This is a genomic window from Gluconacetobacter aggeris (assembly GCF_014174395.1).
Classification (GTDB): domain Bacteria; phylum Pseudomonadota; class Alphaproteobacteria; order Acetobacterales; family Acetobacteraceae; genus Gluconacetobacter; species Gluconacetobacter aggeris.
In genome coordinates this window covers 110080-125206 of sequence record NZ_JABEQD010000001.1, presented here as the reverse complement: position 1 = coordinate 125206, position 15127 = coordinate 110080, and the positions used below count along the sequence as shown (strand labels likewise).

The following is a 15127-nucleotide window of genomic DNA, read 5'->3' as shown; positions in this document are numbered from 1 at the left end:
CGCTCGCACCGGTCACAGATGGCCGATCCGGGGCAACCACAGGGCCAGCGCCGCAAGTGTCGCCAGCAGCACCGGCGGCGTGATCGCCAGCCCCACTTTCATATACTGCCCCCATGTGACCCGATGCTTCTTGGACGCCAGCACATGCAGCCACAGCAGCGTGGCAAGACTGCCGATCGGCGTGAATTTGGGGCCGAGATCGCAGCCGATGACATTGGCATAGATCATCAGCTCGCGGGTCAGCGGCGTGATGTCCTGCGCCTGCTGGATCGCCAGCGCGCCCACCAGCACGCTCGGCATGTTGTTCATGACCGACGACAGAATGGCCGCCAGAAAGCCGGTACCGATCGCGGCGGCGAAAATCCCCCGATGCCCAAGCCAGACCAGCGCCGCCGCCAGATGATCGGTCAGCCCGGCATTGCGCAGCCCATAAACCACCAGATACATGCCCAGCGAGAAGATCACGATCTGCCACGGGGCACCGCGCAGCACGCGGCCGACGGGGATGACCCGCCCATATCCCGCGACCAGCAGCAGCAGCCCGGCGGCCAGGCCGGCCACGATACAGACCGGGATATGAAACGGCGCCGTCAGGAAATAGGCCGCCAGAACCAGGGCCAGCAGCGGAAAAGCCGCCCGGAACACATGCCGGTCCCGAATGGCGGTGGCCGGCGCGGGCAGTGCGGCGACCGGATAGGCCGCCGGCACCTGCCGCCGATACCATAGCCACAACATGCCAAGCGTCGCCCCCAGCGCCACCAGGTCGACCGGGACCATGATCGCGGCATAGCGATCGAACGCGATGCCGAAGAAATTGGCGCTGACGATGTTCACCAGGTTGGAAATCACCAGCGGCAGGCTGGTGGTATCCGCGACGAAGCCGGTCGCGATGATAAAGGCCAGGGCTGCGCCATGGCTCAGGCGCAGTTGCGTCAGGATGGCGATGACGATCGGCGTCAGCAGCAGTGCCGCGCCGTCATTGGCAAACACGGCCGCGATCGCCGCCCCCAGCAGCACGATCAGCGGAAACAGCCTCCGGCCGCGCCCTTTGCCCCAGCGCACCACATGCAGCGCCGCCCAGTGGAAGAACCCGGCCTCGTCCAGCAACAGCGAGATGACGATCAGGGCAATGAAGGTAAAGGTCGCGTCCCAGACAATATGCCAGACCACCGGAATATCGTGCCAGTGGATCACGCCTGCCGCCAGGGCCACGGCGGCACCGGCCATCGCACTCCAGCCGATGCCCAGCCCCCTTGGTTGCCAGATGACGAAAACCAGCGTGGCAATGAAAATGGAAAGGGCCAGCATCAGACGATCCGCTTTCCCGCCTCATCCACAACCTTCTCGCCATCCTCCTTGGCAAAGGCACCCGTCTGCGGCGCGGGAAGAAGGTCCAGCACCCGCTCGGACGGACGGCAGAGTGCCGCACCCAGCGGGGTGACGACGATGGGCCGGTTGATCAGGATCGGATGCGCCATCATGGCGTCGATCAGCGCATCATCCGTCGCGGCCGGGTTATCGAGACCCAGTTCGTGAAAGGGCGTGCCCTTCTCCCGCAGGATCGCCCGCACCGGAACCCCCATGCGGCCGATCAGATCGACCAGTTCGGCCCGGCTCGGCGGCATCTTCAGATATTCGATGATCCGGGGCTCCTCGCCGCTGTTGCGGATCATCGCCAGCACATTGCGCGACGTGCCGCAGGCCGGATTGTGATAGATCGTGATGGTCATGTGCATGTCTCCAAAGTCGGGCCGCAGGCGGACAGGTCCGCGACAAGGGGCGCGCAGAGTTCGGGGCTGCCCGCACAGCAATCCCTGACCAGGAAGAGCATCAGCTCCCGCAGGCGCGGCAGGCACGCGCGATAGACGATCAGGCGGCTATGGCGCTGCGCGGTCAGCAGCCCGGCACGGGCCAGGACCGCAAGATGGGCCGAAACTGTGTTCTGCGGCACATCGAGATGCCGCGCGACATTCCCGGCCGGCAACCCGCCCGGCTCATGGCGCACCAGCAGGCGGAATATCTCCAGCCGCGTGGCTTGCGCCAGCGCGCTCAGGGCAAGCAGGGCCGATTCGGTATCCATATATCCTTATTCATGGATATATGGTGCCCCGTCAATTCCATTCCGCCCCTCAAAGCCTGACCGGAAACGCGCACAGGACGCGCCGCCAGCGCGCATTTCCGGTCAGGCTCTCACGCCGCATCATGGAAGATAACCCCCAGCGCATGCCGGCTCCCGCTCCGGATACGGCTGACCCCATGGCGCAGCGTCACGCGATAATCGCCACGCAGGCCCCTGCGGGGGCGTTGGTTGACGGCAGACAGCACGCCGTCTCCCTGATGCAGGCAGTTATGATCGTCCACGCCATAACGGAAAACATGCCAGGACCCATCAGGGTTTTTCCCGTGCCAGCAGGCTTTCCTTGCGCGCCACACCCCAGCGATATCCCGAGAGTGCGCCATCATGGCGAATGACGCGATGGCACGGTATGGCAACGGCCAGGGCATTGGCCCCGCAGGCATTCGCCACCGCACGCACCGCGGCGGGCGCACCGATCCGGCGCGCGATCTCGGTATAGGTCACGGTGCCGCCGGCAGGAATCTCCCGCAGGGCGTTCCACACGCGCTGCTGAAACACCGTGCCGCGAATATCTACCGGCAGCGCCAGGCCGATACGCGGCGCCTCGACAAACCCGACCACCTGCGCGACCAGATTCTCATATGCCCGATCCCCACCGACCAGCTCCGCACGCGGAAAGCGGTCCTGAAGATCGCGCACCAGCCCATCCGGATCGTCCCCCAGCAGAATGGCGACAATCCCCCGGTCGCTCGACGCCACCAGGATCGCCCCCAGCGAACAATCGCCGACAGCAAAGCGCAGCCGCTCGGCCTGCGCCCCCGCGCGCAGCGATCGGGGCTTCATGCCCAGCAGCCGGTCGGCCTTCTCATAAAAGCGGCTGCTGGACCCATATCCGGCGGCATAGATCGCCTCCGTCACACTCGGCGCGGCACGCAGGGCCTCGCGCAGGCGCCCGCTGCGGCAGGCCTCGGCATATTGGCGCGGCGAAAGCCCGGTCGCCTTCGTGAAGACACGCTGAAAATGACCGGGGCTCAGCCCGATTGCCCCCGCCAGCGCGGCCAGCGTCGGCGGCGCATCGCTGGCCTCGATCAGGCGGCACGCCCGGACGATGCGCGCATCACGACCGGCCTCGGATGACGCCGCATCCGGATCGCAGCGCCGGCAGGGGCGGGCGCCTGTCGCCCGGGCCTCCGCGATCGTGTCGTGGATCCGCGTATTCTCCGGCCGCGCCAACCGCGAAGGGCAGGAGGGCCGGCAATAGACATGCGTGCTGGTCACGGAATACCAGAACAGGCCGTCCGCACCCTTGTCCCGATGAACGATCCTGCTCCAGCGCGGATCGCACTCGGTGCGCCCGTCCTCCGTCGTCATGATGTGTCCCCCGCAATGCCGGCCGCCGCGCGCAGACGGCGCATCATGCCGGTTGCCCGCCCCCGCCGGGGCAGCGATCATGCGGCCGGCCGACCCGGCATGGAAGAGAGGGTGCGACATGGCCGCCTCCGATCAGTTGCGATGCCCCCGACCGTATCCACGCAGCCGACGCCGCACACTCCGAACCATGCGATCAAATCCGATCATATTCAGGGCCTGTCGGGGATATACGCCCTCTCGGAACGCTTCATCAGGACGGCAAGCACGATCGCGACCAGCAGCAGCGCGGGAACGTCCCCCGCAAGATGTCCCCGGTGCATATCCTGACCCAGCGCCTGCAACGCCATCACAACGGCATGCACGATACTCGACCAGACGGTGAACCAGATGAGGGACCGGTTGTCGAAGGGCTTCCGCGCCGCGCGGATCAGGAAGACGCCGAGGGTCGCATACACGCCGACGATCATCATGAAATAATTGCTGGCGGCAGGCGACCCTGCATGCCAGGCCCACCCGGACGGCCAGACGACCGCGAGCGGATAGACCAGGCAGAACGTCACGCCGAACACGATCAGGGCGGTGGAAAGAAGGCGATCGTTGCGAACCATGGCGCTACTCCTGGTCGGGGATGGCAAGGTCAATGCAAGGTCGAACGGGTCCGGCATGCCGGAGATGCGGACCGCACGACCTGCTGCTGAGAGCGTCCTGAAGCGTCGCGGGTTTTCCGGTAGTTCCTATCCATGAGGAGGGAGCCTTATGGATGGATACCTCCATGCCCGCGCAGGGTGGTATGGGGCCAGCCTGCGTGCTATCGTAATAACGGCGTGTCGAAACGCTTTTTGCGACTGAGCGGCCTCCTATGTCGGGTGGCCTGCCAAATAGAACACCCGGACCTGTGGTCCTGTGGTGAACCGCCTCGGCTGTTCACCACGGGGAAATAGGCAGGAGGTGCATATGCTCAGTGCAAAACACCTTTCGACCCGCCCGACGCCAGGCGGGGTGCGGGAAGGCGTGCCCGACGAGGCTTTTATCGCCATGCCGCTTCCTTCATCACGGCTCACGGGGTCTCCGTTCCGAACGGAGACGCTTTCTGCCTTTGGTGCCTGCCCATCCAAAGGCTGCGAAAACCCTCCCTTGCATTGCCCCCCCCTGTCGAACAAGCCTGCGTACGCGCAATGCGCTCTATGAGCCCTCGCAAGGGTGGTTTGGGGCCAGCCCATGTGCTATTCTAACGACAGCGTGTCGAAGCGCTTTTTCCATGTGGGCGGCCTCCTATGTCGGGTGGCCTGCCAAATAGAACACCCGGACCTATGGTCCTGCGGTGAACAGTCTCGGCTGTTCACCGCAGGGGAATAGGCAGGAGGTGCGTACGCCCACTGGGAAAACACCTTTCGACCCGCCCGACGCCAGGCGGGTCGTGGGGAACGTGTGTTCCTCCTGCTTCCGTCGTCGTCATGTCGTGCGAGGGTGGGAAGCGGATTGGCGATACAAAAAGATGACGATATATCCAATGAAATGTCTGCATCGGACATGGCTGGTGCCCTGGTCCGAGCCTGCGGATGGAGTCGTGCGCGGAAAAAGGCGCATACGCACGTCATGCGATGCATCGAGACGGACCGGAGGGGCGAGGCGGCATTCTGGATGGCCGTTCGCAACATCCTGGATCATCCGATGAATGTCTCTCCGGAAGAGAACGGTTTGATTCATTGATGAAAAAAAAGGAGTTTTTCGAATGCACGAGGTTCGAATGGAATCCATGGTGAAGACATGGATCGGGCAGAGCCTTCATGAGCGATTCGATCACGTTGTCGAAGAGCCCGTTCCTGAAGCATTCATGCGTTTTCTCGATGGAATGGAGAGCGATAATGAAATCTGTTCTGCCGTGGCCGAGTGATCCTGCCCGGACGTGGATTTAATTTTATTAACCTACATAATGTCAGAGCGTAATTGCCTGTATTTATTTTTGAATTCCATGAGTCTATTGATGTTCATTAAAATTACTGAAATGTTGTAACCGAAGGGTGAACGTTGGTCACGCCAGTTCGAGTTGGAAAACGCCAGTCGCTTCGCCGCCTGTGGATCGGCAGGCGATTGTGGGTTGGCGCCGTGGTCGCCGTTTTGCTGTCCACCACGATGGCCGGCATCATTCTGGTCCATGTCTGCCAGCGTTTCCTGCACGCCCGGCACAACGTGGCGGGCCTGGAGCAGCTTCGCCAGGTCCTGGACACCGCCAATCGCATCAGTGCCGAACGCGCCCCGTCCAATGTGCTGATGTCGGGCGAGCCCGGCCTGGCATCCGCCCGCGACAGGCTGCGTGCCGCGCGCGCCGAAACCGACTGTGCCCTGGCGCGCGACGCCGCCATCGTGCCGGCGGCGCAGTTCCAGAATGCCGTGCGCTATCTGGCGCAGGCACGGGTACTGGTCGATCGGGCTGCCAGCCAGGCCCCGGCCGGCTATGATACCGTCCAGCACGCGGTCGATGCCCTCTTCGCGGCTTATGACACCTACCAGGCGGCAATCATGTGGGAGGCCGCCTCACTCATCCGCTCCGATCCCGAATTGGCCGGCTCTGTCCAGCACGCATTGCTCCTTTCCACCCTGCGCGACGATGCCGGGCGCCTGGGGTCGACCATCATCGCGCCCCTGGTCGTCCGGACCGCAATCCCACCGCCCAATATCGCGGCTGGCGACCGCCTGGCCGGACGCATCGCCATGCAGTGGCAGATGCTGGCGCTCAATCCCGACCTGACGGATCGTGGCCCACGCCTGACGGCCCTTCGGACCGAAGCCGAGGCCGCGTTCTTCGGCGATGGGCTGCCGCTGGTCACCCGGTTGATCGCCGAGGGAACGCATGGCGGCGCCTATACGCGAAGCGCCGCCGCATTTTCCAATCATTATGTCGAAACGCTGACGCCACTGGAAATCTGGCGGACCGCCTGCCTGGACACGCTTCTTTCCCATTACAGGCAGAGGGCGCGGCGGGCGCTGGCGCTGGCATGGGTGGTCGGGGCCATGATGCTGGCTGTCGTCGGCCTGATCGCCGGCGGGGTGCTGCTGGTACATCGACGGGTGCTGCGTCCCCTTCTGGAGGCGAGCGAGGCCGTTGTGGCCCTGGTCCATGACCAGCCCGTTCGCCTGCCTCTCTCCCATCGCGGCAGCCCGGAACTGCGGCCGCTCTTCGCGGCCGTGGAGCTTCTGGACGTCAAGCTGCGGGAGCGTGCCGCGCATGCGCGGCTCCTGAAGCACCAGGCCGAGACCGACGAACTGACCCGCCTGCTCAACCGGCGGGCCTTCCGGATGCTGGGGAAACCAAGACTGGATGTCGCGGGATCGGGCAGGCGCGCCTTTCTCATCCTGCTGGATATCGACCATTTCAAATCCATCAACGACCGATATGGTCATACCGAAGGCGACCGGGTACTGGTCGCGGTTGCCGCCGCCTTGCGCGCGCATGTGCGCCCTGACGATCTGGTCGCGCGGATCGGCGGCGAGGAATTCGCCATCCTGATCCAGGCACACACGCAAGGAACCGCGCTGTCCCTGGCGCACCGCCTGCGCCGGGGCGTGGACGATCTCGAGATCCTGTCCGCCGATGGTGCCAGGATCTCCGTCACCGCCAGTTTCGGCGTCGCGGCGGGTGACGGCCTCCCATGGCGGCAACTCATCGCGAAAGCGGATGCCGCCCTGTATGCCGCCAAACGGGCAGGGCGCAACCGCGTTCGCCTGGCCGAACAGGATGTCTTCAACTGGCCGCAGCCGCTGCCTGCAAAGACCGATCCGGCGCGGCATCTCGCCTGATCGGGGCACCCGGACGCTCGTGGGCAGGATCGAATCCTGCCCGAAACCCCGCCCGGATCGGCATATCCGGGCGGGGCGTCTGCTCTTTTTTGAAGAAAAGAAGGGGCTTTACCCTCGGGCAAACGCCAGCAGATCGGCATTCACCCGGTCGGCGTGCGTGACGACAAACCCATGCGGCGCCCCCTCATAGATCGTCAGCGTCGCCTGCGGGATCATCTTCGCCGCCAGCGCCCCAGTGGCCTCCAAAGGCACCACCTGATCGTCATCGCCATGGATAATCAGCGTCGGCACATCGATCTTCGCCATGTCCGGTCGGAAATCGGTCTCGGAAAAGGCGGTGACGCAATCGATCGTGGCCTTCAGCGATCCCTGGAGCGCAATCTGCAGCGTCTGCTCCAGCACACCGTCCGAAACCTGCGCCCCGTGATTGATCCCGTAGAAAACCTGTGAAAAATCCTTGAGAAATTGCGCCCGGTCGGCCCGCAATCCAGCCCGGATTCCGTCGAAGACGCTCTTCTCGGGACCCACCGGATGGTCGTCCGTCTTCATGAACAGCGGCGTCACGGCCCCCAGCAGCGCCAGCCTGGCCACGCGTTCGCTGCCATGGCGGGCGATATAGCGGGTCACGTCGCCACCCCCCATCGAAAACCCGACCAGGATCACGTCGCGCAGGTCGAGATGCGCGATCAGTTCGGCGATATCGTCGGCCAGCCGGTCATAATCATGGCCCTGCCAGGGCTGGTCCGACCGCCCGAAGCCCCGCCGGTCGAAAGCAATGGCCCGAAAGCCGTTCTCCGCCAGATGCAGCATCTGCCCATCCCACATATCGGCACTCAGCGGCCAGCCATGGCTGAACAGCACGGGCTGCCCCTTGCCCCAGTCCTTGTAATGGAGGCCAACCCCATCGGAGGTGGTAAAGCGTGTCATGGTCCCGTCCTTTTCGGATTCGCGTTTGCGGTTGCAGGGAATGAAGACGGTTCAGAGTGCAGGCGTTTTCGCGAACCGGCCCAGCCGCAGGGCAAACCGCCCCGGTCCGGCCACCGCAAGGGCGATCAACCCGCCGGCAATGCCGATATTCTTGTAGAAATGGATCATCATGTCGTACCGGAGCATCCCCTCCATGGTCCAGAAATGATGGCCGATAAACCCGGTCACGATGGTATAGGCGGCCAGCAGCAGTGCCAGCGGCTCGACGAACACGCCCAGCACCAGCGCCACGCCGATGCCCAGCTCCACACCCGTCGCCACCAGCGCGGACAGGGCGGGCAGGGGGGCTCCGGTCTGCGCCATATAGGCAACGGCGCCCGAATAATCCGACAGCTTGCCCCACCCCATGACGAGGAACAGGACAGAGAGGGCAAGGCGGGAAGCGAGCAGCGCGGCATCGCGGGTGGCGGGCGTGATCATGGCAGAGAATTCCTTTGGCAAGGTCCGGTGAAGCGGAAAGTCCGTGTCCGTCGGTTGACGTTGCAGTCACGTTATGAGCGATTGCGATGCAATGAAACGGAAACAACAGAAATCCATCGGTTCCGTTTCTTTGCGATCGTCCGTCAGGCCGCCCCCTGCGCCACAGGATCGGCGTGGAACGGATAGTCGGTATATCCCCGCGCATCGCCGCCATAGAACGTCGTCCGGTCGTAGCGGTTGAGCGGCCAGTCATGGCGCAGACGGTCCACCAGATCGGGATTGGCGATAAAATTCCGCCCGAATGCGATCAGGTCGGCATCGCCCGACGCCAGCAGCCGCTCCGCACTGTCCCGTGTAAACCCGCCCGCCGCGATGATCGTCCGCGTAAACAGCGGCCGCAACGTGGCGGCATCGACCGGATTGGCCTCCGCATCCGCCCCGATCCGGGGCTGCACCACATGCAGATACCCCACACCCATCCGCTCCAGCATCGCCGCGACATAACCGAAGGTCGCATGCCGGTCGCTGTCGGCCATCGACCCATAGGCCCCGCTGGGCGTCAGCCGCACCCCCACCCGCGCCGCCCCCCAGACATCGACGGCCGCCTGCGTCACCTCGCGCAGAAACCGCGCCCGGTTCTCGATCGGGCCGCCATAATCGTCCGTCCGCCGGTTCGTCCCGTCCTGCAGGAACTGATCAGGCAGATACCCATTGGCCCCATGGATCTCCACCCCGTCGAACCCCGCCTTCAGCGCCCGCTCCGCCGCATCGCGATAGGCGGCGATCAGCCCCGGAATCTCATCGCGATCCAGCGCCCGCGGCATGTCGTAAGGCACGGTGCCGTTCAGCGTCCAGGCCGTGCCCTCCGCCCGAATGGCCGAGGGCGCGACCGGCGCCACACCCCCCGGCTGCAGCACCCGGGCCGACTGGCGCCCCACATGCCACAATTGCAGCACCATCCGCCCACCCTTGGCATGCACCGCATCGGTAATGCGCCGCCAGCCGGCGATCTGCGCATCGTCATAGATCCCGGCCGCGCGCTCGAACCCATATCCCGTCAGCGCGACGGGCGAGGCCTCGGAAATCAGCAGCCCACCCGGCGTCGCGCGCTGGCTGTAATAGGTCCGCATCAGGTCATTGGGCAGGTCGCCGGCGCTGGAGCGCATGCGCGTCAGCGGCGCCATGACGATGCGATGGTCCAGCCGCATCGGGCCCACGAATTTCGGTGAGAACAGCAGGTCGGTCATATCGAAACTATCCTGTCATCGGTTCGCCACCCGGCGGATGGCGCGGCGGCGAGGGGCCGCCGGTGCAATCAAGGATGGACAGTTCCGGATCGGATTGGCAGACAGGATAATTCCATAGTCATCATTCCAGTCTGGAATAATAATGGACCGTCTCCAGGCCATGACCGCCTTCGTGCGGGTCGTCGAAACCGGCTCGTTCACTGCCGCCGCGCGCCGGATGCATCTGGGCCAGCCAGCGGTCTCCAAGGCCATCGCCCAACTGGAAGGCCAGCTCGGCGTCCAGCTCCTGCTGCGCTCTTCCCACGGCCTGACCCCGACCGGCGCCGGCCAGCGTTATTTCGAGCGCGTCGCCCGCATCATCGCCGAGGTCGAGGAAGCCGACCGCGCGGCGCGCGACAGCACCGCCAGCCTCGACGGCCGCCTGCGCGTGGCGCTGCCGACAACCTTCGGCCGCATCCAGATCGTGCCCCGGCTGGGCGCCTTCCTGGCCGCCCACCCCAGGCTGGACGTCGATATCGAACTCGACGACCGCAGGGTGGACCTGGTCACGGAAGGCATCGACATCGCCATCCGCATCGGCCCGATGAACGACAGCGCCGTCATCGCCAGACGCCTGGCCCAGGGCCGCCGGTCACTGATCGCCACCCCCCACTACCTCGCCACAGCCCCATTGCTGGAGACACCGGAAGACCTGCCCAATCACCAGGCCATCCTCTACACACGCGGCGGCACAATCAAACCCACCTTCCGCCGCCCCGACGGCGCGGAAATGACCATCCCCCTCCACGCCCGCCTGCACCTCAGCGCCGCCGAAGGCATCCGCGCCGCCACCCTGGCCCATCTCGGCCTGACCATCGCCGCCGACTGGATGTTCCAGCCCGAACTGGCAAGCGGTACGGTCGTGCGGTGCCTGACAGACTGGGACCTGACACCTGTGGACCTCTGGGCCCTCTACCCAGCCGGAAGGCTGACCAGCGCCCGCGCCCGGGCCTTCTCGGACTTCGTGCAGCACATTGTCGGCACAGCGACGCAACGGCCCGAGCCCGTGTAAGCCGTGAGAGGATAGGCGTGGAAAGTCCACTTTCGAAAAACACGGCTGAAAACCGAGATCCTTTATCTTCCGCGCTGGATGCCCATGCCATTTCGTCAGATCGTCAGAACGATCTTCCCGATACTCTCATTCGTCTCCATCCGCCGATCCTCATGCGCCGTGACGAAGTCTTCCGGAATCGCCGCCGCGTGAACATAATCGAGCCCGTCAGGTATCGGCATCGCCATGCGGTAATCGAGGCGGGCCTATTCCGCATAGGCGCCGCCGCCCGTGATGCTCATCACCCGATCCCCGATCCCGAAGCCCGTTATGGCCATCTCCGATGGCAACCACGTCCCCCGCGATTTCCAGCCCGACAAGACGCGAATCTCCAAAATCAGGCCGTCCATAATGCCCGGTCCGCATCAGCAGATCGGCGCGGTTCACACCACCGCCCGGCCTTCACCCCGCATGCGGTATGCTATCCGTCTCCTCATTCAGCGCGGTCTCGAACGCATCGATCATCATGCGCCGCATCCACGGATTATCCTGCGTGCGCTGCCAGAGCAGCGACACGTTGTAGCGGCCCAGTGCGACGGGGGGTGGGCAGACGCTCAATCCCGAAAAGGCGGCAATCTGGCGGGCGGCATGCGCGGGCAGCGTCGCGACGGCGCGATGGCCGATCAGGAAGGCGGGCAGGGCCGAAAAATGGGTCAGCGCCGACTGGACCCGGCGTTTCAGGCTAAGCGTGCGCAGCGCATCGTCCACGATGCCCTCCCGCCCGGAGAAGGAGACCAGAACATGCGGCAGCGACAGATAATCCTCCAGCGACAATGGCAGCGCCACCCCGCAATGCCGGGCGTCGATCAGGCAGGCATAGCCTGATTGGCCGATATCCTCCCGCGCCAGGCCCGACCGCACGGAGGCGCCGGCCACCATGGCAAAGTCGATCTCTCCGGCCTCGAACAGCGATGTCACCATATGCCGGTTGCTCTGCCTGAACGTGACCGAGACGCCTGGGGCCTCGATGGCCAGGCGGCGCGACAGGATCGGCCCGATGGCAATCTGGAAATCATCAGACATACCAATGGAAAAATGCTGATGGCTGCTCATCGGATCGAACGGCGCAACCGGCATGAACGCCCGGCGGATCAACTCTGCGCCATTGCCCAGCGGCGCGGCCATCGCAATGGCGCGCGCGGTGGGCTGCATGCCGCGTTGCGTCCGCACGAACAACGGGTCGCCCGCGGCCTCGCGCAGCCGCGCCAGCGCGGTGCTGACGGCCGATTGGCTCAACGACAGCCGTTGCGCCGCCTTCGAGACGCTGCGTTCCTCCCACAGTGCCAGAAACGTGACGACCAGGTTGAAATCGAACCGCGCAATATCGACCAAGGTGATAGTCTGCATCAGATCATTCAATTTGTTTGATAATGCAGACAAGCGCACTCTCGCGGGCCGAGCAACAGGAGATCATCCGATGACCCAGCACCGCGTCGCGGTCGTTCAGGCGGGCACCACCCTTTTCGATACCCCGCGCACCCTCGAACGGATGGAGGCCCATTGCCGGGCGGCGGCGCAGCAGGGCGTGGAACTGGCGGTCTTCCCCGAAGCCTATATCGGGGGCTACCCCAAGGGCCTGAATTTCGGCGCCGTGGTCGGCAGCCGCTTCCCCGCCGGGCGCGAAGACTATCTGCGCTACTGGAAGGCCGCGATCACGGTACCGGGGCCGGAGACCGAGCGCATCGGCACGTTCGCCGCCGGCATGAAGGCCCATCTCGTGGTCGGCGTGATCGAACGCGATGGCGCGACCCTCTATTGTTCGGCCCTGTTCTTCGGGCCGGATGGCGCGTTGCTGGGCAGGCATCGCAAATTGATGCCGACAGGCAGCGAACGGCTGATCTGGGGGCAGGGCGACGGCTCCACCCTTCCCGTACTCGATACCCCGATCGGCCGTATCGGCGCCGCGATCTGCTGGGAAAACTATATGCCGGACCTGCGGCAGAGCCTGTACGCCCGGGGCATATCCCTGTGGTGCGCCCCCACGGTGGACGAACGGGAAATCTGGCAAAGTTCGATGCGCCACATCGCCTATGAAGGCCGCACCTTCGTGCTCAGCGCCTGCCAGTTCCTGACACGCGCCGACGCGCCCGACGATTACGACTGCCTGCAAGGCGACGACCCCGCGACGGTACTGATTCGCGGCGGCAGCATCATCGTCAATCCGCTGGGCGAGATCATCGCCGGTCCGATCTACGATCGCGAGGCGATCATCACGGCGGATATCGATCTCGATGACATCATTCGGGGCAAATACGATCTCGACGTGGCCGGTCATTATGCCCGCCCGGACATATTCGGTCTGACAGTCGATACGACCGCACGCCAGCCCGTACGCTTCGCCGCCGACAATGCAGCGCCGGGCGCGCCCGCCGAAGAATCCTGATATCCCCTGGGCGCGGTCACGCCGTCACGGCCTGCGGGGCCGCGCCCGCTACAACCGCGTCCCCGCCGCAATCTCCTGCATATCCAGATCCTGCTCCATCTCCCGCAGCACATGGTCATGGATCTGCCCATGATGATGCAGCGCCAGGATCTCGGCGCGCGCCGCCTGAATGGCCGCCAGCACCGCCTGATAATGCGCAATCTCCTCCGGCCGATGGGTCGCCATGTCCTGAGCATAATCGCGCGTCACGCGCAGGCGGTGCCGATACTGCTCCAGCAGGCGCGGATGCCGCTCGGTACCATCCGGCCGGCGCGATGCCCGCTCGATCGCCCGCAACTGCGCCTCCGCCACCCGCACCCAGGCCGTGTTTTCATCGCTCTGGATACGCGCCGCCTCGTCATCGGTCAGCTTCAGCGCCCGAACCAGCGGCTCCAGCGTGATCCCCTGCAACAGCACCGTCACCAGAATCGCGGCGAAGGCACAGCATAGCGCCAGGTCACGGCCGGGCAGGGCCTCGGGCAGCGACAGCGCCGCCGCCAGCGTGACGACACCGCGCATCCCCGACCACCCCATGACAATCGTCTCGGGCAGGGAAGGGGTGGCGAACTGGCGCGGCCACCAGCGCCGCAGCACCGCCCGCACGCCATCGGCGCCGAACAGCCACACGAAGCGCGAGACGATCATGGTCGCCAGAATGGCGGCCATCGGAATCACCAGCCGGTGCAGCAGGTCCGCCGTGCCCTCCAGCCGATGCAGCACCCCGCGCAGCGACAGGCCGATCAGGATGAACAGCACCGATTGCAGCAGAAACACCATCACCTTCCAGAACGCCTGCGCCCGCACGCGCGTGCCGGCGCTGAAATCGGCATGCTGGTTCCACCCCAGCATCAGCCCGGTGGTCACGGTCGCCAGCACGCCGGAGACATGCAGCCGGTCGGCCCCGATATAGGACGCCGCCGCCAGCAGCACGGTGGCGGTAATGATCAGGTCGCTGTCCCGCAGCCGGCGGATCAGGAACAGCCCGCCCCACCCCAGCACGGCCCCGATCGCCACCCCGCCCACCGAAACGAGACAGAACGCCCCCACCGCCGCCATCGGGTCGAACAGCCCGGTCAGCGCCGCCGCCAGCGCAAAGCGGAACAGCACCAGCCCGGTGGCATCGTTCAGCAGGCTCTCCCCCAACAGCAGCGAGGTGATCCGCCCCGGCAGGCTCAACCGCTCCATCGCCGCCTCGGCCGCCACCGCGTCGGGCGGCGAAACGATGGCCCCCAGCGTGAAGCACACCGCCCAGGGCAGCGACGGCACCGCCAGCCGCGCGGCAACGCCCACCGCCAGCGTGGTGAACAAAGTGGTGCCGACCGCCAGCGCCAGGATGCCCCGCAGGTTGCGGCGGAATTCATGCCAGGCCGTAAACCACGCGCTGCTCATCAGCAGCGGCGGCAGAAACACGACCATGACCAGGTCGGGGTCCAGCGTCAGCTCCGGCGTGCCCGGCAGCAGGGCCAGCCCCGTGCCGCCCAGGATGAAGGCCGCCGCCGGCGGCAGCGCCAGCCGCCGCGCCAGCCGCTCCAGCGCCAGGATCACCAGCAGCAGGAACAGGAAATACTCATAGCGGGCGACATCGGACATGGGGGCAATCCGCAGCGGGAGGACGTATCGATCGCGATACAGCCCCCGCATACATCATATGAAGGGGCAGGGGGAACGGTCCCATGGCCCGGCCCGGCTGGCTCCCCGGCTGGATGGGACTGTCT

18 protein-coding genes are annotated in these 15127 nt (G+C 65.3%); 4 read left to right on the top strand and 14 right to left on the bottom strand.

All coding sequences use genetic code 11. The annotated features are described in order from the left end of the window. Positions 1-12: 12 nt before the first annotated feature. The 6 genes from HLH36_RS00580 to HLH36_RS00555 all read right to left on the bottom strand — a co-directional run bounded on the left by HLH36_RS00580 (position 13) and on the right by HLH36_RS00555 (position 4056). Complete coding sequence (locus HLH36_RS00580; protein ID WP_275943740.1) at positions 13-1308, bottom strand: arsenic transporter; 1296 nt, start codon at positions 1306-1308, stop codon at positions 13-15. Next, a complete protein-coding gene (gene arsC, locus HLH36_RS00575; protein ID WP_182984586.1) occupies positions 1308-1730 on the bottom strand; it encodes an arsenate reductase (glutaredoxin) in 423 nt (140 codons plus the stop codon). Before arsC ends, HLH36_RS00580 begins: the two co-directional genes overlap by 1 nt. Further along, the gene (locus tag HLH36_RS00570; RefSeq protein WP_182984585.1) at positions 1727-2080 is read right to left on the bottom strand and encodes an ArsR/SmtB family transcription factor; all 354 of its coding nucleotides are present in this window, start codon (positions 2078-2080) and stop codon (positions 1727-1729) included. Before HLH36_RS00570 ends, arsC begins: the two co-directional genes overlap by 4 nt. A 110-nt stretch (positions 2081-2190) precedes the next feature. Further along, on the bottom strand, positions 2191-2460 hold the full coding sequence (locus HLH36_RS19985; protein ID WP_275943747.1) for a 2OG-Fe(II) oxygenase: 270 nt from the start codon (positions 2458-2460) through the stop codon (positions 2191-2193). After that, positions 2390-3568: a bifunctional DNA-binding transcriptional regulator/O6-methylguanine-DNA methyltransferase Ada gene (gene ada / locus HLH36_RS00560; RefSeq protein WP_408871825.1), complete on the bottom strand. Its 1179-nt coding sequence runs from the start codon at positions 3566-3568 to the stop codon at positions 2390-2392. Before ada ends, HLH36_RS19985 begins: the two co-directional genes overlap by 71 nt. An 89-nt stretch (positions 3569-3657) precedes the next feature. Further along, positions 3658-4056, bottom strand: coding sequence for a DUF6632 domain-containing protein (locus HLH36_RS00555; protein ID WP_182984584.1), 399 nt, complete (start codon positions 4054-4056; stop codon positions 3658-3660). 1139 nt (positions 4057-5195) lie between these two features. On the opposite strand from HLH36_RS00555, the gene HLH36_RS00550 reads away from it, so the two are divergent. Beyond that, positions 5196-5342: a hypothetical protein gene (locus HLH36_RS00550; RefSeq protein WP_182984583.1), complete on the top strand. Its 147-nt coding sequence runs from the start codon at positions 5196-5198 to the stop codon at positions 5340-5342. Between the two features lie 32 nt (positions 5343-5374). Here the strand turns inward: HLH36_RS00550 and HLH36_RS00545 are convergent, their stop codons facing one another. Continuing rightward, a complete protein-coding gene (locus HLH36_RS00545) occupies positions 5375-5605 on the bottom strand; it encodes a hypothetical protein (protein WP_182984582.1) in 231 nt (76 codons plus the stop codon). Here HLH36_RS00545 and HLH36_RS00540 point away from each other — a divergent pair. Continuing rightward, the gene (locus HLH36_RS00540; RefSeq protein WP_182984581.1) at positions 5582-7246 is read left to right on the top strand and encodes a diguanylate cyclase; all 1665 of its coding nucleotides are present in this window, start codon (positions 5582-5584) and stop codon (positions 7244-7246) included. The two genes, HLH36_RS00545 and HLH36_RS00540, sit on opposite strands and share 24 nt — an antisense overlap. Positions 7247-7354: 108 nt before the next feature. Here HLH36_RS00540 and HLH36_RS00535 read toward each other — a convergent pair whose 3' ends face one another. From HLH36_RS00535 to HLH36_RS00525, 3 genes are all read right to left on the bottom strand, one after another. After that, complete coding sequence (locus HLH36_RS00535) at positions 7355-8173, bottom strand: alpha/beta fold hydrolase (RefSeq protein ID WP_182984580.1); 819 nt, start codon at positions 8171-8173, stop codon at positions 7355-7357. A 51-nt stretch (positions 8174-8224) separates the two neighbouring features. Then, positions 8225-8653, bottom strand: a complete 429-nt coding sequence (locus HLH36_RS00530) for a DoxX family protein (protein ID WP_182984579.1) — start codon at positions 8651-8653, stop codon at positions 8225-8227. A gap of 143 nt (positions 8654-8796) precedes the next feature. Beyond that, entirely contained in the window at positions 8797-9900 is a 1104-nt protein-coding gene (locus tag HLH36_RS00525) for an alkene reductase (RefSeq protein WP_182984578.1), read from the bottom strand. A gap of 142 nt (positions 9901-10042) precedes the next feature. Between HLH36_RS00525 and HLH36_RS00520 the strand changes: the two genes are divergently transcribed. Continuing rightward, complete coding sequence (locus HLH36_RS00520) at positions 10043-10951, top strand: LysR family transcriptional regulator (RefSeq protein WP_182984577.1); 909 nt, start codon at positions 10043-10045, stop codon at positions 10949-10951. 95 nt (positions 10952-11046) lie between these two features. On the opposite strand, the gene HLH36_RS19980 is transcribed toward HLH36_RS00520, so the two are convergent. Genes HLH36_RS19980 through HLH36_RS00510 form a run of 3 tightly spaced genes read right to left on the bottom strand, consistent with a single transcriptional unit; the run spans position 11047 to position 12337 of the window. Continuing rightward, on the bottom strand, positions 11047-11178 hold the full coding sequence (locus HLH36_RS19980) for a hypothetical protein (protein WP_275943739.1): 132 nt from the start codon (positions 11176-11178) through the stop codon (positions 11047-11049). 18 nt (positions 11179-11196) lie between these two features. Then, positions 11197-11340, bottom strand: coding sequence for a hypothetical protein (locus tag HLH36_RS19590; RefSeq protein WP_220792646.1), 144 nt, complete (start codon positions 11338-11340; stop codon positions 11197-11199). 52 nt (positions 11341-11392) lie between these two features. Next, positions 11393-12337 (bottom strand): LysR family transcriptional regulator, encoded by a 945-nt coding sequence (locus HLH36_RS00510; RefSeq protein WP_246376257.1) that lies wholly within the window; start codon positions 12335-12337, stop codon positions 11393-11395. Between the two features lie 70 nt (positions 12338-12407). Here HLH36_RS00510 and HLH36_RS00505 point away from each other — a divergent pair, with 70 nt between their 5' ends. Further along, positions 12408-13373 carry a carbon-nitrogen hydrolase family protein gene (locus tag HLH36_RS00505; RefSeq protein WP_182984576.1) on the top strand — a complete coding sequence of 322 codons (966 nt, stop codon included), beginning with the start codon at positions 12408-12410 and terminating at the stop codon, positions 13371-13373. A 48-nt stretch (positions 13374-13421) separates the two neighbouring features. Here the strand turns inward: HLH36_RS00505 and HLH36_RS00500 are convergent, their stop codons facing one another. Continuing rightward, positions 13422-15002 carry a Na+/H+ antiporter gene (locus tag HLH36_RS00500; protein ID WP_182984575.1) on the bottom strand — a complete coding sequence of 527 codons (1581 nt, stop codon included), beginning with the start codon at positions 15000-15002 and terminating at the stop codon, positions 13422-13424. Between the last annotated feature and the right edge of the window lie 125 nt (positions 15003-15127).